Annotated in this window: 15 protein-coding genes; 13 read left to right on the top strand and 2 right to left on the bottom strand. The window is 65.0% G+C overall.

Annotation, left to right across the window (positions count from 1 at the left end):
- The first annotated feature begins 6 nt into the window (after positions 1 to 6).
- The 10 genes from FM113_RS04785 (at position 7) to FM113_RS04740 (ending at position 12,050) form a co-directional block, all read left to right on the top strand.
- Positions 7 to 219, top strand: a complete 213-nt coding sequence (locus FM113_RS04785) for a helix-turn-helix transcriptional regulator (RefSeq protein ID WP_087012044.1) — start codon at positions 7 to 9, stop codon at positions 217 to 219.
- 46 nt (positions 220 to 265) lie between these two features.
- Positions 266 to 1,234, top strand: a complete 969-nt coding sequence (locus FM113_RS04780) for an ABC transporter ATP-binding protein (protein ID WP_087012042.1) — start codon at positions 266 to 268, stop codon at positions 1,232 to 1,234.
- On the top strand, positions 1,234 to 2,238 hold the full coding sequence (locus tag FM113_RS04775) for an ABC transporter permease (RefSeq protein WP_087012040.1): 1,005 nt from the start codon (positions 1,234 to 1,236) through the stop codon (positions 2,236 to 2,238). Before FM113_RS04780 ends, FM113_RS04775 begins: the two co-directional genes overlap by 1 nt.
- 76 nt (positions 2,239 to 2,314) lie before the next feature.
- Positions 2,315 to 3,748: a DUF2130 domain-containing protein gene (locus FM113_RS04770; RefSeq protein WP_087012038.1), complete on the top strand. Its 1,434-nt coding sequence runs from the start codon at positions 2,315 to 2,317 to the stop codon at positions 3,746 to 3,748.
- Positions 3,745 to 6,351: an RNA helicase gene (locus tag FM113_RS04765; RefSeq protein WP_087012036.1), complete on the top strand. Its 2,607-nt coding sequence runs from the start codon at positions 3,745 to 3,747 to the stop codon at positions 6,349 to 6,351. The genes FM113_RS04770 and FM113_RS04765 overlap by 4 nt, the downstream gene beginning before the upstream one ends.
- Before the next feature lie 133 nt (positions 6,352 to 6,484).
- Positions 6,485 to 7,378, top strand: a complete 894-nt coding sequence (locus FM113_RS04760; protein ID WP_087012033.1) for a DUF3800 domain-containing protein — start codon at positions 6,485 to 6,487, stop codon at positions 7,376 to 7,378.
- Positions 7,379 to 7,551: 173 nt separating this feature from the next.
- Positions 7,552 to 8,868 carry a non-hydrolyzing UDP-N-acetylglucosamine 2-epimerase gene (gene wecB / locus FM113_RS04755; protein ID WP_087012031.1) on the top strand — a complete coding sequence of 439 codons (1,317 nt, stop codon included), beginning with the start codon at positions 7,552 to 7,554 and terminating at the stop codon, positions 8,866 to 8,868.
- On the top strand, positions 8,865 to 10,274 hold the full coding sequence (locus tag FM113_RS04750) for a glycosyltransferase family 2 protein (RefSeq protein ID WP_087012029.1): 1,410 nt from the start codon (positions 8,865 to 8,867) through the stop codon (positions 10,272 to 10,274). The genes wecB and FM113_RS04750 overlap by 4 nt, the downstream gene beginning before the upstream one ends.
- 18 nt (positions 10,275 to 10,292) lie before the next feature.
- Positions 10,293 to 11,024 carry a deoxyribose-phosphate aldolase gene (gene deoC / locus FM113_RS04745; RefSeq protein ID WP_087012027.1) on the top strand — a complete coding sequence of 244 codons (732 nt, stop codon included), beginning with the start codon at positions 10,293 to 10,295 and terminating at the stop codon, positions 11,022 to 11,024.
- 18 nt (positions 11,025 to 11,042) lie between these two features.
- On the top strand, positions 11,043 to 12,050 hold the full coding sequence (locus FM113_RS04740; protein WP_087012025.1) for a Ppx/GppA phosphatase family protein: 1,008 nt from the start codon (positions 11,043 to 11,045) through the stop codon (positions 12,048 to 12,050).
- Here FM113_RS04740 and FM113_RS04735 read toward each other — a convergent pair.
- Together FM113_RS04735 and FM113_RS04730 are read right to left on the bottom strand one after the other, a co-directional pair.
- On the bottom strand, positions 12,047 to 12,784 hold the full coding sequence (locus tag FM113_RS04735) for an alpha/beta fold hydrolase (protein ID WP_087012023.1): 738 nt from the start codon (positions 12,782 to 12,784) through the stop codon (positions 12,047 to 12,049). The genes FM113_RS04740 and FM113_RS04735 overlap by 4 nt on opposite strands.
- A gap of 161 nt (positions 12,785 to 12,945) precedes the next feature.
- Positions 12,946 to 13,866: a LysR family transcriptional regulator gene (locus FM113_RS04730; RefSeq protein ID WP_087012021.1), complete on the bottom strand. Its 921-nt coding sequence runs from the start codon at positions 13,864 to 13,866 to the stop codon at positions 12,946 to 12,948.
- Positions 13,867 to 13,986: 120 nt separating this feature from the next.
- On the opposite strand from FM113_RS04730, the gene FM113_RS04725 reads away from it, so the two are divergent.
- The 3 genes from FM113_RS04725 to FM113_RS04715 all read left to right on the top strand — a co-directional run bounded on the left by FM113_RS04725 (position 13,987) and on the right by FM113_RS04715 (position 18,305).
- Positions 13,987 to 15,636 carry an aminotransferase class I/II-fold pyridoxal phosphate-dependent enzyme gene (locus tag FM113_RS04725; RefSeq protein WP_087012113.1) on the top strand — a complete coding sequence of 550 codons (1,650 nt, stop codon included), beginning with the start codon at positions 13,987 to 13,989 and terminating at the stop codon, positions 15,634 to 15,636.
- Positions 15,637 to 15,816: 180 nt separating this feature from the next.
- Positions 15,817 to 17,358, top strand: a complete 1,542-nt coding sequence (locus tag FM113_RS04720; protein WP_087012019.1) for an amino acid permease — start codon at positions 15,817 to 15,819, stop codon at positions 17,356 to 17,358.
- Positions 17,355 to 18,305 carry a universal stress protein gene (locus FM113_RS04715; RefSeq protein ID WP_087012017.1) on the top strand — a complete coding sequence of 317 codons (951 nt, stop codon included), beginning with the start codon at positions 17,355 to 17,357 and terminating at the stop codon, positions 18,303 to 18,305. Before FM113_RS04720 ends, FM113_RS04715 begins: the two co-directional genes overlap by 4 nt.
- Positions 18,306 to 18,363: the final 58 nt, after the last annotated feature.

Genomic DNA, 18,363 nt, shown 5'->3' with positions numbered 1-18,363 from the left:
CCCAGCGTGAAGAACTCGATCCGCACCCTGCGTGAGGAGCGCGGCCTCACCCAGGGCGCGCTCGCCGAGCGGCTTGGCGTCTCTCGGCAGACCGTCAATGCACTCGAAACCGGCAAGTACGATCCGTCGCTCCCGCTCGCTTTCAAGCTGTCGGCCCTGTTTGCGCAGCCCATCGACGCGATGTTCGATCCCGAACTGCCGGAGGAATCTGCTCGCTGAGGAATGCGCCCGAACGGTGCCACCTCGCACAACACCGGAGGTCCCCATGCAGTCCGCACTCACCGTACACAAGCTCTCCGTGCGCTTCGCGGCGAAGGAAGCGCTCACCCAGCTGAGTTTCGACGTGGCCCCGGGGCAGGTGTTTGGCCTGCTCGGCCCCAACGGGGCGGGAAAATCGACAACGATCGACTGCATCGCGGGGCTGCGAACGCCGGATCTCGGAATGGTTCGGGTGCTGGGCCACGACCCGGTGCGCGAGCGGAACGCGGTGACGCCTCGCCTCGCGGTGCAACCGCAGTCGGCGAGCCTGTTCGAGCACCTCACCGTCGCTGAGACTGTCCGGCTCTTTGCCGCCTTCCACGCCACCCCGCTCGACCCGGACCGGGTGATCTCGCGCACCGGCCTCGACGAGTGCCGCGATCGCCGGGTACACGCGCTCTCGGGCGGTGAGGAGCGCCGACTCTTGCTCGCAATAGCGCTCATCGGGGACCCCGAGATCCTCGTGCTCGACGAACCCTCGGCAGGTCTCGATCCGGCAGCCAGGCGCGCGGTCGCCGAGATCGTGAGGGGTCTCAGAAACACGGGCCGCACGGTCCTGCTGACAACACACCACATGGACGAGGCCGAAACGCTCTGCGATCGCGTGGGCATCCTCGTGGCGGGACGGCTCGTGGCGCAGGGTGCCCCTGATGAGCTCGCACGAAGCCGCGCGGCCGAGAGCCGGGTGGGGTTCACGATCGAGCGGGGGATTGATCTTGACCTTCTGGGACAGCTCGCACCGTTGGGCGAGGTGCATCACACGGCAGTCCCGCGTGGGCTCCGCGTCACCGTGGTCACCGCGGATCCAGACGCCGTCGTGCGCCGGATCACGTTCATCCCCGGGTTGATGCCGCGGGAGATCGACGTGCATCGCGGCACCCTCGAAGACTACTTCCTGAGCATCGCCGCAGCTCCTGCCGCCGATCCCGTCGCGGATCCCGCCCAGGTTCCCGATCGCCAGCACGGAGGCCACTGATGACCGCGTTCAGAGCACTGAGTCGCGCCTACGCGCTCGCACTGCTGCGGGATCGCCGCCAGATCATGCTGATGTGCACCTGGTTCGTGATGATGTTTCTTGCCTATGCGGCGGCGCAATTTATGGTGAGTGGCGGCAGCGCTCCCGCGGTGGTGACCGTGACTGGTGCGTCCGCAGATCGAGCCGAGGCTGCGGCGGTGCTGGGGCGCGCGGGAGTAGCGGTGGTCCCAGCCGGCGAGTCGGCCACACTGGAGGTGCACCTGAGTGAGGGTAGCGCCGTGCTGCAGCTCCTGACCACGCCGAGTGTGTCCTGGAGCGGTACCGCGCGAGCCCTGGAACACATGGGAATCCCGCTCGGGCAGATCACCGCGCTCGACGCGGAGGGCAACATCGTTCCCGAACTCCTCCGAAGTAACCTGAGCGCGGTGCTCCTCGTAGGAATCTTGTCCGTGCTGCTCATTGGCGGATCCGTGCCCTTCGTGCGGCTCCGCAGCCAGGGCACGCTCCGACTTTTGCGCACAGTCCCGCTCAGTCCCGGGGTGGCGCTCGCCGCGTTTATGCCGGTGCGCGTTGCGCTGTGCGTCGCGATGGGGCTCGTGGTCGTCGGTACCTCGGTGGTCCTCGGCTCGCCGCTCGGGGTACCGACGATCAGGCTCATTGTCACAGCGCTCATCGTGATCCTGTGCGCGACAGCGCTCGCCGCGCTCTTCGCCGCACGGAGCGCCAGCCCGGAATCTCTGGAGAATGTGATGCCGCTTGTGATCATGATCGCGTACGGGCTGCTGCTGACCGCGACGTTCATCCCGGGAATGAGTCCCGGCTGGCAGTGGGTGGTACGTGCCCTTCCCACAACGTGGTTCGTGGAGGCGGCAAACGCGGACCTCATTGGCACGACACCGTTCCTGCCAGTCCCGGTGCTCTGGGGCATGCTACTAGCGGTGACCGCTGGGATCGCTGCGCTCGCAGTGCGGCGGTTCCGGTGGGTGGTGCCGGGGCGCGCGTGAGCTGCGTGGCCCAATGTCGGCGGTGTATGCCAGGGTACTTACGGGACCCTCACCGATCGCTCAGAAGGAGTCACGCATGCACGAGATCAAGTGTCCGCACTGCGGAAAGGCGTTCACCGTCGACGAAGCGGGGTACGCCGACATCCTGAAGCAGGTCCGAGACAGCGATTTCGAGGCGCAACTGCACGAGCGTCTGGAACTCGCCGAACACGAGAAACAGGCGGCACTGCGGTTGGCGGAGGCGACCGCCGCGACGACACTCGAGCGGGCAGCCGCGGAAAAGGATCGTGAGATCCAGCGGCTCAGCGCCGAGGTCGCCGCGGGAGAGATAGCGCAGCGGCTCGCCGTCTCGGAGGCGCTCGGGGGAGTGGAGAAGGAGCGCGACGCGCTTGCGGGCCAGCTGGAGCAGGCCCGCAAAGACACAGCCGCCGCGGTGGAGCTCGCCGAGGCGAAGCTCACCCGTGAAATGCAGGAGGCTGCGGCTGCGCAGGAAGCCACGGCGCAGGAACTCCGCGCGCAACTCGCTGCCGCCGAGACCACGCGCAAACTCGAGGTCACAGAAGCTGTCGGTGAAGTTCAGCAGGAACGCGATCGCTACAAAAACGACCTCGAGCGCGCTGAACTCGAGAAGCAGCTCGCGGAGCGCTCGCTGAAAGAGCGCTACGAGGTGCAAATCAAGGATCGCGATGATGCGATCGAGCGCCTGCGGGATATGAAGGCCCGCCTCTCCACGAAGATGATCGGGGAGACGCTCGAGCAACACTGCGAGAACACCTTCAACCAGATCCGGGCCACGGCATTCCCCAACGCGTATTTTGAAAAAGACAACGACGTGCGTACCGGGAGCAAGGGCGACTTCATCTTCCGAGACTTCGACCTCGCCGGAATCGAGATCGTGTCCATCATGTTCGACATGAAAAATGAGGCGGACGGGACCGCGACGAAACAAAAGAACGAGGACTTCCTGAAGGAACTCGACAAGGATCGCCGGGAGAAAGGCTGCGAGTACGCGGTGCTCGTGTCACTGCTCGAGCCGGAGAGTGAACTCTACAACGGCGGTATTGTGGACGTATCGCATCGCTTCCCGAAGATGTACGTGGTTCGGCCACAGTTCTTCATTCCGCTCATTACCCTGTTGCGGAATGCAGCTATGAACGCGATGAAGGTCAAGGCCGAGCTCGAACTCGTGAAGTCGCAGAACATCGACATCACGAACTTCGAGGACGAGCTTGACGCGTTCAAGAGCGCCTTCGGACGCAACTACGAACTCGCCTCGACCCAGTTCAAGGAAGCGATCAAGCGGATTGACACCTCGATCCGCGAAATGGAGAAAGTGCGGGAACAGCTCCTCAAATCCGAAAACAACCTGCGCCTCGCAAACGATAAGGCGCAGGGAGTGACGGTGAAGAAGTTGACCCGAAACAACGCAACGATGCAGGAACGCTTCGCGGAGCTGGAGCGCACCGCGGTCGCTGAGCCGCCGCACGAGAAGGAGACACCGAACACATGAGCCTGGAGCAGGCGCTCGCCGCCGCACACGAGAACGGCGGCGGCGCCGACGAAGCGTTCGCCGCGTTCGAGGAGTGGGCGTCGGAGGATCGCGGCCTGCGGCTGTACCCGGCTCAGGAGGAAGCGGTGCTCGGGATCACTCTTGGCAGCAACGTGATCCTCGCCACTCCCACAGGTACGGGAAAGTCGCTTGTCGCGATGGGCGCGCACTTCATCGCCCTGGTGGAAGGCAGGCGCACGGTATACACGGCCCCGATCAAGGCACTCGTGAGCGAGAAGTTCTTCGATCTGGTGGGTGTGTTCGGGGCGGAACGAGTCGGCATGATCACGGGGGATACCTCGATCAACCCTGACGCGCCGATCCTGTGCTGCACCGCTGAAATCCTCGCGAACCTCGCCATCCGCGACAAGAACGTGGACAACGCCGAGGCCGGTGGGATCACCCAGGTCGTCATGGATGAGTTCCACTACTACGCAGACGCCGATCGCGGCTGGGCATGGCAGGTGCCGCTGCTGCTCATGCAGGACGCGCAGTTCCTGCTCATGTCCGCAACCCTCGGTGATGTGACCGAGCTCGCCGCGGACCTCAGCGAGGCGACCGGACGCGATACCGCGCTTGTCACCGGCGTCGAGCGGCCCGTGCCACTGAGCTTCCGCTACGAGGTCGCGCCCGCCCACGAAGTCGTGGAGCAGCTCATCGCGGATCGCGAAACCCCCGCCTATCTCGTCCACTTCAACCAGTCCCACGCAGTGGAACAGGCGCAGGCCCTCGCGTCCATCAAGATCGTTGATCGTGCGGGCCGCGACGAGATTGCGGCGGCGATCGGGGACTTCCGCTTTGCTACAGGCTTCGGCGCGACACTGTCGCGGCTCGTGCGCTCGGGCATCGGAGTGCATCACGCGGGCATGCTGCCGCGCTACCGCCGGCTCGTCGAGCAGCTCGCACAGCGCGGCCTGCTCAGGGTTATCTGCGGCACTGACACGCTCGGCGTCGGCATCAATGTGCCCATCCGCACCGTCGTGATTACCGCACTGACCAAGTTCGACGGCGAGAAAATGCGCCGGCTCTCCGCACGCGAGTTCCACCAGATCGCGGGTCGTGCGGGTCGCGCTGGGTACGACACCGAGGGCGATGTCGTGGCGCTCGCCCCGGAACACGAGATCGAGAACGCGAAGGCTGTTGCCAAGGCGGCTGCGAAGGCCGCCGACGGCAAGGGCGGCAAGAAAGCGAAGCCTGTCAAGAAGAAGTCCGCGCCGCAGGGTTTTGTCGCGTGGAGTGAGCAGACGCTCGAGAAACTCATTGTTTCCCAGCCAGAACCGCTCGTGAGCCGCATGCGAGTGACGCACTCGATGGTCCTCGGTGTGATCGGCCGCGGCGAGGAATGGGAGGGTGAAGCCCTCAACACGATGCAGATGCTGATCTTTGACAGCCACGAGCCGCGGGCCCGGCAGTTTGCGCACGCCCGCACCGCGCTCGCGATGTATCGCACGCTGCGCAACGGCGGCATCGTCGAGGTACACGAAGATGCGCGCGGTCAGCGCCTACTCCGGCTCACTGTCGAACTGCAGGCGAACTTCGCACTGAATCAGCCGCTCTCGCCGTTCGCCCTCGCAGCGATCGAGCTGCTGGACCCGGAATCCGAGAGCTATGCGCTCGATGTGATCTCCATCATCGAGGCGACACTTGAGGATCCGCGCGCGATCGTGCGGGCGCAAGAGCATAAGGCCCGCGGCGAGGCGGTCGCCGCGATGAAGGCGGAGGGTATTGAGTATGAGGAGCGGATGGAGCTCCTTGAAGCCGTTACCCACCCGCAACCACTCAAAGAACTTCTCGACGAGGCATTCGGTGAGTACGTCAAGGAAGTACCCTGGGCGCGGGACTACGAGCTCAAACCCAAGTCGATCGTGCGCGACATGATCGAGCGAGCCTTCGGCTTCCGCGATCTCGTCTCGTTCTACCAGCTCGGCCGTGCAGAGGGCGGCGTGCTGCGCTACCTCAGTGATGCGTTCCGTGCCATCGAGCGCACCGTGCCTGAACAGGCAAAGAGTCCAGAACTCGAGGAGCTCATTGAGTGGCTTGGCGAGCTCGTGCGCCAGGTCGATTCAAGCTTGATCGACGAGTGGGAGGAACTCGCGAATCCGGAGGCCGTCGCGGCGCACGCGAGCCAGGCAGCGGGTACCGGGGCCATTGACCTCGCCCCGCCGGCCCGGTCCGTGCTTGCTAACGAGCGCGCCTTTGGGGTGATGCTTCGCAACGCGCTGTTCCGCCGCGTACAGGCTGCCGCGTTTGAACGGTATGCCGAGCTCGCCGAGCTTGACGGTCCGCACAGCTTTGGTGAGCAGCGTTGGCGCGACGCGCTCGCGGGATACTTCACCGAGTACGACGAGATCCGGACGGACGCGGACGCCCGTGCCTCAGCGCTGCTTGAGCTGGACCGAGGGCCGGAAGCCCGAGCCGAGGGCGTGTGGCGGTTCCGACAGGTACTGCTTGACCCAGCGGGCGATCGGGACTGGGCAATCGAGGGCGTCATCGACCTTGCCGAATCCGAGGCGGATGGCGAACCCGCGGTGCGCGTGCAGCGCGTCGGGCCGTTCACAGCGTAGCGTTGATCATCTGCGGCCGGTGGGGTAGCCTGTAGCTGGTAGCGGAGGTTGAGGGAAACCAAGAGGATCTCCACGCGCCAGTCCAAAAACCCACGCGAATGCGTGGGTTTTTGCGTTCGCTTAGGCTGGGCGCATGTTGCTTGCGTATTTGGACGAGATTGGTGAGCCGGGCGCATACGTATCTAGGCACCATGAACGATTCAACACAAGCGCCGGGTTAGGCTACGCCGGATTTGTGGTCCCCGATTCACAAGTACGCGAGTTCGGTTCCATCTTCACCCGAGAGAAGCGCAGACTGTTCGCTGCACAGTATGAGGGGGCAAAGAATCCCGGAGCCTGGGAGGTCAAAGGTGCGAGCGTATTTCGTTCCAAGACTCCCAGTTATGCGCCGCAAAACATTCGTGTGTTTAGCTATCTCTGTCGTCAGCTCACACGCCTCGGCGGCCGGTTGTTCTACTATGTGGATGAGAAGCCCAAAGGAACGCCGAAGCAGGTGGGTCTCGACACGGACCTTGTCGAGCGACGCGCGATGGAAGAAGTGCTCAATCGGATTTGCCGGGCGGCGGACCGCGAAGATGAGAACGTCATGTTCATGATCGATGCGATTAGCGAGGACCAGCGGTCGCGGCGTCTGCCAAACATGTACGCCCACATCCTCGGTCGGGCCGTGGGAAAACCCGAAATGCGCCGGGCAGTTGAGCCTCCAATGCACATCGATAGCCAACTCAGTGCCGCAATTCAATTCGCAGACTGGGTGGCGGCAATTCTTGGCCGGGCGCTCGAATATCAGCTACTTGCAGATAGCGACTGTCGATGGGTGGGGGAAGCTCTGTGGGAACAACGGAACCTCCTCTTCACGAAGGAATCGAAACTGCACTTGCTGCCTGGCCGAGCGGTCTCCGATCTACACAATTGGGACGTGCTCAAGCGGGATCGACCGCTCCTTGCGTCGGGATCGGTCGTGGCAGACCCTGAAACCGCTCGAAAGATGGAACGACTCTTCCAACAGACGAGGTCGCAAAAGTAGCGTGATGTGACGGATCGATGGTCTGACGGGATGGACCACTCCTGCTGAGTCCTGGTCCAGGTCAAATCCTGGTCCAACGCTCCCACATTCTCTAGAATGAGCGAATAGCCCCGGGCTCCAGCTCGGCGGCTTGCGGGGCAACAGGGTGTTGTCGGGGGCCGCCAGGGGGAGACATGGAAATTCCGTACTCAGAGCGCACGCGCGTGCTCACCGTCATCGGCACACGGCCGGAGGCGATCAAAATGATCCCGGTGATCCGGGCGTTGCAGGACTCGGGGAAGTTCCGCCCAGTGGTGATAGCGACCGGGCAGCATATGGAGCTTGTGGCGGATCTGATCCACCGTTCCGGTCTGCGGCTCGACGCAAACCTCCGTGCCTCGGACGCCCAGAACGGCGTGAAGCCGACCCTGAACGAGATGTTTGCTCGGATTATGGTCGGCATCGATCGTGTGTGGGCGAGCCAGACGGTTCCGGCCGAGTACCGTGCTGACGGCCGCCGCGAGGTGGGTGGCGCGGTCGCGTGCCTCGTCCACGGCGATACGAGCTCGGCAGCCGCGGCAGCGCTCGCGGCGTTTAACCTGCAGATCCCGGTGATCCATGTGGAGGCCGGTCTGCGCACCTCGAACCTGCTCTCCCCGTTCCCGGAGGAGGGAAACCGACAGCTGATCTCGCGGATCGCCGCGTTGCACCTGGCACCGACCTCTGCAAACAAAGCGAACCTGGTGCGCGAGGGTGTTGACTACGACCGCGTGCTTGTCACGGGAAACACGTCGATTGACATGCTGCGGTGGGCCGCGGCTGAAGCGAACGGTTTCGGACCGGGCCTTGCTGATCTGGTTGTCGCGCCGGATCGTCCTATCGTGCTCGTGACTGCGCACCGGCGCGAAAACTGGGGGGCGGGTCTCGACCGGATCGCGGCCGCAGTGCGCCGCTTGAGCGAACGGTATCCGCGCGCGCAATTCGTGGTGCCTCTGCACCCCAATCCTGTCGCACGCGGCCCACTGATCGCCACGCTTGAGGATCGGCCCAACGTGATGCTCGTGGAGCCGAGAGAATATCTCGCATTTGCTCAGCTGATGGGTGCGGCCCGACTCATCATCACGGATTCCGGTGGCGTCCAAGAAGAGGCGCCCGCGCTGGGAACCCCGGTGCTTGTTGCGCGGGACACAACGGAGCGCAGTGAGGGAGTGGACGCGGGCACGTTGACGCTCGTCGGGACCGACCCTGACCGTATCGTCGCGGAGGCCGCGATCCTGCTTGAAGATGACGCTGAGCACGCCCGCCGCGCGGCGCGGCCGAACCCTTACGGCGACGGCCGCGCCTCGGAGCGGATCGTGCAGGCGCTCGACCACATTCTGCGCGCGGGGGGCACACCCGAGGAGCTGACGGGCTGCGAGCTGCGTGACGCCGTTCGCCGTCGCCTGGGCCTCGCCCCGGACGAGCTGGGCGATGGGTCCGCTGCGCTGCTTGACGCGGGAAGCCGGGCGTGACCGGCGGCATCGCCCATGCCGCGGAGTTTCCGAGCTTCGGGGAGATTCTGTACTTCCTTGTGCACCTGTACGACGGGATGCCCGTGTGGTCGATCCCGATCTACTGGATCGCACTTGTGTGCATCCTTGCCAGCTTCATCTCCCTGGCAACCCTGATCATCCGGGCTGCCCTCGTGCGTCGCGCGCGCCGCGAGGTGGATCAGCGGACCCGGGCGGAATCCGGCGAGGACAAGTATCTCTGGGTGTTTATGGTTCCGGCGCTCAACGAGGAGGTCACGATCACGGATTCCGTGGGTCGCCTCCTCGAAGTTGAGGTTGCGCACAAGCGGATCCTGGTCATTAATGACGGTTCGAGCGACCGCACTGGTGAGATTCTCGCGAGCATGTCTGCCCCGGAACTCACCGTGCTGACTCGAACGCCGCCGAACGCGAAGCAGGGGAAATCTGAGGCGCTAAACGATGCGTGGCGATACCTGCACCGGCAGATCCTGGGCGCAGGCACCTATGCGGGGTGGGATCCGACGCGCGTCATTGTGACGATTGTTGATGCGGACGGTCGGCTTGACCGCGACGCTTGGAAAGTCACGGGTCACTTCGAAGATGATCGTGTTGGTGGCGTGCAATCGCAGGTCCGGATCTACAATCGGCACGGATTTATTACGTGGGCGCAGGATCTCGAGTTTGGGGTGTTTGGCAGCGTGTTTCAGCTCGGCCGTGTGGCGTGGGGGACCGCAAACATGGGCGGGAACGGTCAGTTTAATCGGCTCGCAGCGCTTGATAGCGTTGCCGTGACGGATGACGCGGGGCGGAGCGGCCCCTGGCTCGCGGGGCGCCTCACCGAGGATCAGGACATCGGGCTTCGCCTGATCCACGAGGGGTGGCGCGGCGCGCAGTCCTCCTCGGTCGCGATCAACCAGCAGGGTCTGCACTCGCTTCGAGCGCTCTACCGTCAGCGCACGCGGTGGTCGCAGGGGGCCTGGCAGGTATTGGATCGCATCTGGCCGAGTATCCGCAACCGGAACCTCAGCTTCGCTGCACGGGTGGATCAGCTCTGGTACCTGTTGACGCCGATTGTGCAGGCGGTTGTCGGGATCTCGGTTGTGCTGAGCGTGGTGTTCCTCGGGTTCGGGTTGTACCGTCCACAGTGGTCGATTTTTATCATCGTGCTGTTCTACCTGTTCTCAGCGGGGCCCGGCATCGCCGGGGTGTTCTTTACTCGCCGGCGGCGGGGGATCGTTCCGTTCCTGATGAATCTCCTGCTTGCGCACCTGTATCTTGTGTACTCCTGGCTCATTTATCCGGTTGTGTACCGGGCGCTCTTGCGGCAGGTTTTCGGGCGCAAGAGCTGGGCAAAAACGAAACGCGAGGCGATCGCGCCCCCGGCGGAGTCCGGTGCGGCAGCCTGACCCAGAATCGGAGAGTCTATGAACACCCCAGCACCCCACGCTTCGATCGAGCTCACGCGTGAAGCCTTCCTTGAGCGAGCGGATCACACGCTGTTGGCCCCGGGCACAACACCAGCGGAACTTGAGCAATTCCTCATCGCCGCACGCGCGCTCGGTGTGGGGCAGGTGTGTATCAGCCCCACCCTGTTGGAGGACGCGATCGGTCCTTTGCGGAGTAGTCCCGTGCGGATCGTCACGGTGGTGGGGTTCCCGAGCGGGGTGCACACCGCCGAGGTGAAAGCCGCCGAGGCTGTGCAGGCCGCGGCGGATGGGGCCTGGGAGATTGACATGGTGGTGAACCGGGGGCTGATTCGCTCTGATGACTGGCGGGGCGTTGAAGCTGAGATCCGGGCGGTGCGTGAGGCGATCCCCGAGCGCGTGCTCAAGGTCATCCTTGAAACGGCCGCGCTCAGCGACGCGCAGATCGTTGCTTGCTGCCGGGCGGCGGAGGCCGCCGGTGCGGACTTTGTTAAGACCTCGACGGGCTTCGATCCGGCCGGCGGTGCCACGGTGCACGCGGTACGGATCATGGCGGAAACTGTTGGGGGACGGCTCGGAGTGAAGGCGTCTGGCGGCATCCGGACCGCGGCTGCGGTGCGCGATATGTGGGCTGCCGGTGCCACCCGTTTTGGAATCTCGGGGACCGCGGGCATCCTCGACACTTGGGGAACTGCGGGGGCGGCCCGCTCTGGTTCTGAAGAGGTGTACTGACAGTCCTAGAATGTTCCCATGCGCCTCGGAGTGATCGACGTCGGATCTAACACAGTCCACCTGCTTGTGGTGGACGCCCACCCCGGCGCGAGCCCAAACCCATACCACTCGCAGCGGTCCGTGCTGCGGCTGATGCGGTACCTCGACGCCGACGGTGCGATCGTTGAGGAAGGCGTGCGCCTGATCACGTCCGCAATCGCGGAGTCAGTGCGGATCGCCCACGAGATCGGGGTGGACGATCTGATCTGCACCGCGACGAGCGCGATCCGCGAAGCCGCGAACGGTGAGGAGGTGCTCGCGCGCATCGCACGGGAGACCGGGGTCTCGCTGCACGTGCTTTCCGGGGAGGACGAGGCGCGGATCACGATGCTTGCGGTGCGACGGTGGCTCGGCTGGTCAGCCGGCGAAGTCCTGCTCTTTGACATCGGTGGTGGATCGTTCGAGATCGCCCAGGGGGCCGACGAGTACCCGGATGTGCAGGTCTCGCTGCCGCTCGGTGCGGGCCGCACCACAATCAACTACCTCGCGGAGGATCCGCCCACGCGGGAAGCGGTTTCGGCTTTGCGGCTGCACGCCCGCACTGAATTTACTCGGGTCCGCGAGGAGCTGTTCCTTGACCGTCCCAAGCCCAAACGTGTGGTGGGAACGTCAAAAACGATCCGCTCGCTCGCCCGCCTCATCGGTGGTCCGCCGGATCCAGAAAACGGTGACCTCGCGCCCCTGCACTATGCGGGTTTGCGAGAATGGGAGCCCACGCTTCGAGATATGCCGTCGAACGTGCGTGAGTACCTGCCGGGGATCACCCCCGAGCGCGGATACCAGATCATGGCCGGTGCGATCGTGCTCCGCACTGCGATGAAGGTGTTTGACGTGTCGACGCTCACGATCTCGCCGTGGGCCCTGCGTGAGGGGATTGTGCTCCGGTATATCGATGCGCTCGATGGCCGCGGTGCGGAGCCTGTCAGCGCGGATGATTTTCGCAGCGCGCTGACCGCGAACGGAAACGGTGCGACGGCCCGTCGCTAGTCTCGTCCGGCCTCGACGATTTTCGCGGCGAGGAGTGTGGGATTGGTAAACAGAGTCTCGTGGCTGCCGTGCAACTGCACGAGCCGCGGGTTCCGCAGGCGCTGGGACATCCGTGGGTGCCAAGACCATTCGCCCTGCGGGATCGAGATGTCCTCGGTGCAGTTGATGTAGCTGCGTCCGACCCGCTCGATGGTGTCATAGAAGCGGTCGAGCGGGAGCCTGTCTCGCCAGGGTTGGGCAGGCTCGGGGGAGAGCCCGGCGTGGGTGCGCTGGGCGAGCGCAACATCCGCATCACCGATGAAGCGCTCCCGCCACAGCTCAAACGGCATGGAGATCGTGTCGTCGGCTGAAGCGAGGGCCAAGGATTCGAGCGCGGCTCGGTCCACGGGCGGAGTGTTGTCGTTCAGGCACTCATTGGGGGCGAGCACAAACGCGTTGAGATACACGAGCCGCCGGATCCTGTCGGGGAGCTCCTCGTAGAGTCGCGACACGATCGTGCCTCCGTAGCTGTGACCGACGAGGACAACGTCCCGGAGATCGTGCTCCAGGACGTAGTCGACGATTGACTGCACGCAATCGTTGTGGGTGACGTTTTTCGGCACACCAACGCCGTGTCCGGCGACGGTGGGGGTGTGCACGTCCGTGATGCCGTGGGTCGCGAGTGCGGTGACAACCTCGGCCCAGTCAGCACCGGTGTGCCAGGAACCGTGAATAAGTACATACGTCGGTGACATCGTTGTCCTTCCCAGGTGCCCCGAACATCGTTGTTGGGGAGTCAGGAGCGGAGGAACTTCCTCTGTCCGAAGCGTAGGCCCGGCTGTTCACCAGGACAAGCCGGATTTCTCGTCATTGCTGGCGTGAAAAATGGGCGGGTGCACTGGCGGCGCGAGTCCGCCTATTCGAGGCCGGCGACTGCGTTTCGGATGGCGACGGCGAGCTGGCGTACCGCGGCGGAGGGTTGCCGGGATGCCCCTTCGGTGGGTGCCGCGAGCAACACCGACCGGGCGAAGTTGGGGTCGTCGATCGGCCGGAGCACTACTCCCGGGTGGCCCGACCCGATCGCGAGCTTCGCCACCAGGCCGATCACCATCCGAGCCGCGATCATGCCGAGCATCGCCTGGAAGTCATCGCTGCGGATTGCGACTTCGAGCGTGTACCCGGCGGCGGCGAAGGTGTCGACAACGACGGCGTCCATCGGGTCGTACAGAGAAGTTCCGAGGAGCCAGCGCTCGCTGTGCAGGGTGAGAAAGGTTTCCCGGCTGATCGAGGTGTGTGACGCGATCGGGTGCCCTTCGGGGAGGGCGAGCAGAAGCGGATCCCGCAGCACCTCGGTGGTCACAATGTCGGGCCGAAAGGTGAGTTCGTGGCCGGGCACCGAATACAGCAGGGCGGCGTCGAGCTCGCGCTGATTGACGTGGGTGATGAGGGGTCCGACCTCTTCGAGCACCGCGTCTAACTCGATGCTGAGATCGCTGAGCTGCGCGGCGATGGCGGGGAGGAGCCGCGCGGCAGCGGTGGGGAACGTGCCAAACCGGAGCCGCGTTTGGCCCATGTGTGTGAACTCTCGGGCATCACGCAGCGCCCGATCGCTGAGCGTGAGGATCTCCTGTGCGCGGTCGAGCACGAGGTGCCCGACAGGAGTGAGCGTGCTCCCGCGGGAACTGCGTTCGAGCAGGGCACCGCCGATGAGCGCGTCGAGATTCCGGAGGTGGTAGTCCACCGTCGGCTGGCTCCAGCCAAGACTGCGGGCCGCCTGGGTCACCGAGCCTGTGCGATGCACGGCCCGGAGTGCCTGAAGTTGGCGGAGATCAATCACTCGTCACCTATCCCATATCGTATGCGCTGCGTGAATTATCCATCTTGCCACATACCCTGTATGTGGATACTGAGGAAGAACGGGATTCAGATCCCGCGCCGGCTTCGCCACGATGGTGTCATGCTCATTGCCGATTCCGCGCGCCGCGACGCTGCTCCCGCGGCCACCGACCCCCAGACCACAGTGCAGGACGCCACCGTGCAGGACGTCACTGTTCAGGATGTCACCGCGCAGGACGCCACTGTTCAGGATGTCACCGCGCAGGGTGACGAGCGCCTGCGCCGGCACGCGGTCACCCCCTATGCGGACGCACTCGACCGCTACATTGCGCGTAACCCGACCCAGCTCATGGTGCCGGGGCACGGTGGCAGCGACCTGGGTCTGAGCGCCCGGCTGTCCGAGTACCTGGGTGAGCGCGCGCTGCAACTGGATGTGCCCATGCTCCTCGAGGGCATCGACCTGGAAGCGCACTCGGCCCTCGACGAAGCCCTCGAACTCGCGGCGGACGCCTGGGGGGCGAAGCGCACCTGGTTCCTCACTAACGGCGCATCCCAAGCGAACCGTACCGCGGCGATCGCGGCGCGCGGCCTGGGCGAACACCTCCTCGCGCAGCGCAGTGCACACTCGAGCTTCAGCGACGGGGTCCTGCTCGCTGGCATCACGCCCTCCTACGTGTTCCCCGCCGTCGACGCAGTGAATGGTATGGCTCACGGCGTCTCGCCGGAAGCGCTCGACGCGGCCCTGACACTCGCGGAGCAGGAGGGCCGAGCCGCCGCGGCCGTCTACATTATTTCCCCAAGCTACTTCGGCTCAGTATCCGACGTCCGCGGCCTTGCCGATGTGGCGCACGCGCACGGTGCGCCCCTGATTGTTGACGGAGCCTGGGGTCCGCACTTCGGGTTCCATCCAGAACTACCCGAATCGCCCGCACGACTCGGCGCCGACCTTGTGGTTTCGAGCACGCACAAACTTGCGGGATCACTCACGCAGACCGCGATGTTGCACCTGGGCCACGGGCCGTTCGCGGACAGGCTGGAGGCGCTTGTCGAACGCGCGTTTGGCATGACCGCTTCGACCTCGACAAGCGCGATCATGCGGGCCTCGCTCGACATCGCTCGCTCGGCGCTTGTCACCGGAGAGGCCGCCATTGGACGCTCGGTCGAAACCGCCCAGCACCTGCGTGAGGTGCTCCGCGCTGATCCCCGCTTTGATATTGTGAGCGATCACTTTGGCGAGTTCCCCGACATTGTCGACACCGACGTGCTGCGCGTACCCATTGATGTTTCAGCGACTGGGCTGAGTGGGCACTGGGTTCGGAACCAGCTCATCACCGATCACGCCCTGTACTTCGAGATGTCCACGGCCACCTCGATCGTCGCGGTCATCGGTGCGGGGAAGACCCCGGACGTCGCCGCGATCCACCGTGCGCTCGAGGACGTGGTGTCCTCGGCCGCGGCAGACGCGGAACGCGCCGCGACCGCCGGTGCCGTCGAGTTCCCTCCGATGCCCGCGCCCGGTGCACGCCGACTCACCCCACGTGATGGCTTCTTCGGTGAGACCGAAATCGTGCCCGCCGCCGAGGCGATCGGGCGTGTGTCCGCGGATACCCTCGCGGCGTACCCGCCCGGGATCCCGAACATTATGCCCGGGGAAGAGATCACCGCAGCAGCCGTCGAGTTTCTGCAGGCCGTATCCGGTTCCCCGACGGGCTACGTCCGCGGTGCCCTTGACCCTCACGTATCCACCTTCCGGGTGATCCGCGTGGGGTAACCACATCAATCTTCGCCCCGGCGCATCCGCGCCGGGGCGTTCTGGCTGTTCGGGGACGGGGGAACCGAACACGCCGCGATCCACACCCTGTGGATCATCTCCCGGCCGGGCCCCGGCCGGGATCCCCGAGAAGCGGGCCTGTGTGGCCCACGAGACAAGGAAGTCTGGAGAAAGACTGACATGCCGAGTACCCTGCGTCAGCAGCTGTTCCGAGTAAAGCCCGTACCCCGAGATGGGGGTGAATCCGGCTCGCAGCTGAAACGAAGCATCGGGTTGTTCCCACTCACCATGATTGGTGTGGGCGGCACCATCGGTACGGGCATCTTCTTCATCCTCGCGGAGGCCGTGCCGATCGCGGGCCCCGCCGTGCTCTGGTCATTTGTGATCGCGGGCCTCGTCGCCGGCCTCTCGGTGCTCTGTTACGCAGAGCTTGCGAGTAGCGTGCCGGTCTCCGGATCGTCGTATTCGTACGCGTACAGCACCCTGGGTGAGCTCCCCGCGATGGGGGTTGCGGCCTGTCTCCTCCTCGAATACGGGGTCTCGACCGCGGCGGTTGCGGTGGGTTGGTCGCAGTATGTGAATCAGCTCGTCACGAACCTCTTCGGTTGGGAGCTGCCACATGCGCTGCTCTACGCGCCGGAGGAGGGCGGGATCATCAACCTGCCCGCCGTGATCCTGATCGGGCTCTGCTGTCTGCTCCTCATCCGCGGCACCTCCGAGTCGGTCGTCGCAAACACGGTCATGGTGCTCATCAAGATCGCCGTGCTGCTCTTCTTCGTCGCCGTCGGTATCACCGGCTGGAACGCAGACCACTTCGCCAACTTCGCGCCCTTCGGGTTCGCCGGGGTCATGACCGGGGCCGGCATCATCTTCTTCTCATTCGTCGGTCTCGACGCCGTCGCGACCGCAGGTGACGAGGCAAAGAACCCACGCCGAAACCTCCCGATCGCGCTCATCAGCGCCCTGATCATTGTTACTGCCGTGTATGTACTTGTCGCGGTCACCGCACTCGGGGCGCAGGATCAGAGTGAGTTCGCCGGTCAGAGCGCGGGGCTGTCCGCGATCCTGCAGAACATCGTTGGTGCGACCTGGCCCGGTACCGTTGTTGCCGCCGGTGCGGTGATCTCGATCTTCAGCGTGACCCTCGTCGTGCTGTACGGCCAGACCCGAATCCTGTTCGCGATGTCGCGCGACGGCATGGCGCCGAAGATCTTCCAGAAGGTCAACCCGCGCACCATGACCCCGGTCGCAAACACAATTATCGTGTCGATCATCGTTGCGATCCTCGCGGGCGTCCTCCCGATCAACTTCCTCGCTGAGATGACGTCGATCGGTACACTCGCGGCGTTCCTTGTCGTGTCGATCGCCGTCATGGTGCTGCGCCGCCGGGAACCCGATCTTGAGCGCAAGTTCCGCGTCCCGCTGTACCCCGTCGTTCCGATCCTCTCGATCATCGGTTGCCTCTGGATCATCAAGGACCTCCGTCCGATCACGATCATTGTGTTCGCGATCTGGACCGCCCTGGTGCTCGTCTGGTACTGGTTCACCGGTCGGAAGAACTCGGTGCTCGGCGAGCAGATCAAGACGGGGATGATCGTGCTGACAGGCCCGGGTCGCTACCGCTACGCGAGCGACGAGGCTGATGCAGACGACTCCGGTTCGATTGATGTCGTATCGGGCGGCGGATCCGGCAGCGGCCCCGACACTGGGCCCGGCCGATGAGTATCGTCGTCGGGGTTGCCCCGAGTCACTGCTCGCGCGCTGCGGTCGAACTCGGCGTGCTGCTTGCCCGGTCGTATGCGCAGGATCTCGTGCTCGCCTCCGTCACCTCGGCTGGGTGGCCGGGAGGACCGGGTGGGGTTGACGGCGAGTACCAGCGGTTCCTGGGTGCGGCTGCCGAAGCCTCCCTCGTCGAGGCTCAGTCACGGATCCCAGACGACATCACCGTGCGCACCCGCGTACACCGAGCCGCCAGCGCGCGTCGCGGTCTGCTCGACGTGTGCGAGGATGCCGGTGCAGTCCGGCTCGTTGTCGGGTCCGCGGGTGATGAAGACGAGGCACGAGACCGGGAGGCGGCTCCCGGGATCGCCCTCGGGTCCGTCAGCCTGGGCCTGCTGCAGAGCGCGGAGCTACCCGTCGCGATTGCGCCGCACGGCTTCACCGTCGCACCCGATGCTCGGCTCTCGCGGGTGACCGCGGCGTTCAGTGGCTCGGACACCTCAGGTGAGCTTGTCCTGGGGGCGGCGGCAATCGCCGCTGACTCGGGGGCCGCGTTCCGGGTGGCTTCGTTCCACACGCGCCCCCGCGGGCTACTGGGTGCGGCGATCGGCTTCCAAGCCGAGGACGCGGTGATTGCGGAGTGGGAAGCGGTGATTCGCGATCGTTCTGAGGGGCTGCTCGCGGAGGTCGCCGCGTTCGCCCAGCCGCCGGCAAATGTGGAGCTCGCGCTTGGCGCCGGCACGGATTGGCACTCGGCATTGCGGGCAATCCCCTGGGGAGACGCCGAAGTGCTCCTTGTCGGCTCCAGCAGCCTCGGAGCGCTGGCGCGAATCTCGCTGGGTTCGCACGCCACGAAGATCCTGCGCCACGCACCGGTGCCGGTCGTCATGGTGCCGCGTCGCGCAACTGAGCGCTATACGGAGCAGGCTGCCGCGCAACTGGGGGAATAACCACCGGGGGATCCCGGGCGCAAGGCGCGCCCGGGATCCCCTCGGCTGGGGCCCGGTT

The organism is Leucobacter sp. 7(1), assembly GCF_900163635.1.
Classification (GTDB): domain Bacteria; phylum Actinomycetota; class Actinomycetes; order Actinomycetales; family Microbacteriaceae; genus Leucobacter.
The sequence above is the reverse complement of the archived record's forward strand: the minus strand, read 5'-3'. Positions and strand labels throughout refer to the sequence as shown.

Bases quoted from the DNA above. Each gene is read 5' to 3' on its own strand.
- FM113_RS04780 (WP_087012042.1), top strand. From the start codon at position 266: ATGCAGTCCGCACTCACCGTACACAAGCTCTCCGTGCGCTTCGCGGCG.
- FM113_RS04775 (WP_087012040.1), top strand. From the start codon at position 1,234: ATGACCGCGTTCAGAGCACTGAGTCGCGCCTACGCGCTCGCACTGCTG.
- FM113_RS04770 (WP_087012038.1), top strand. From the start codon at position 2,315: ATGCACGAGATCAAGTGTCCGCACTGCGGAAAGGCGTTCACCGTCGAC.
- FM113_RS04765 (WP_087012036.1), top strand. From the start codon at position 3,745: ATGAGCCTGGAGCAGGCGCTCGCCGCCGCACACGAGAACGGCGGCGGC.
- FM113_RS04760 (WP_087012033.1), top strand. From the start codon at position 6,485: ATGTTGCTTGCGTATTTGGACGAGATTGGTGAGCCGGGCGCATACGTA.
- wecB (WP_087012031.1), top strand. From the start codon at position 7,552: ATGGAAATTCCGTACTCAGAGCGCACGCGCGTGCTCACCGTCATCGGC.
- deoC (WP_087012027.1), top strand. From the start codon at position 10,293: ATGAACACCCCAGCACCCCACGCTTCGATCGAGCTCACGCGTGAAGCC.
- FM113_RS04740 (WP_087012025.1), top strand. From the start codon at position 11,043: ATGCGCCTCGGAGTGATCGACGTCGGATCTAACACAGTCCACCTGCTT.
- FM113_RS04735 (WP_087012023.1), bottom strand. From the start codon at position 12,784: ATGTCACCGACGTATGTACTTATTCACGGTTCCTGGCACACCGGTGCT.
- FM113_RS04725 (WP_087012113.1), top strand. From the start codon at position 13,987: ATGCTCATTGCCGATTCCGCGCGCCGCGACGCTGCTCCCGCGGCCACC.
- FM113_RS04720 (WP_087012019.1), top strand. From the start codon at position 15,817: ATGCCGAGTACCCTGCGTCAGCAGCTGTTCCGAGTAAAGCCCGTACCC.
- FM113_RS04715 (WP_087012017.1), top strand. From the start codon at position 17,355: ATGAGTATCGTCGTCGGGGTTGCCCCGAGTCACTGCTCGCGCGCTGCG.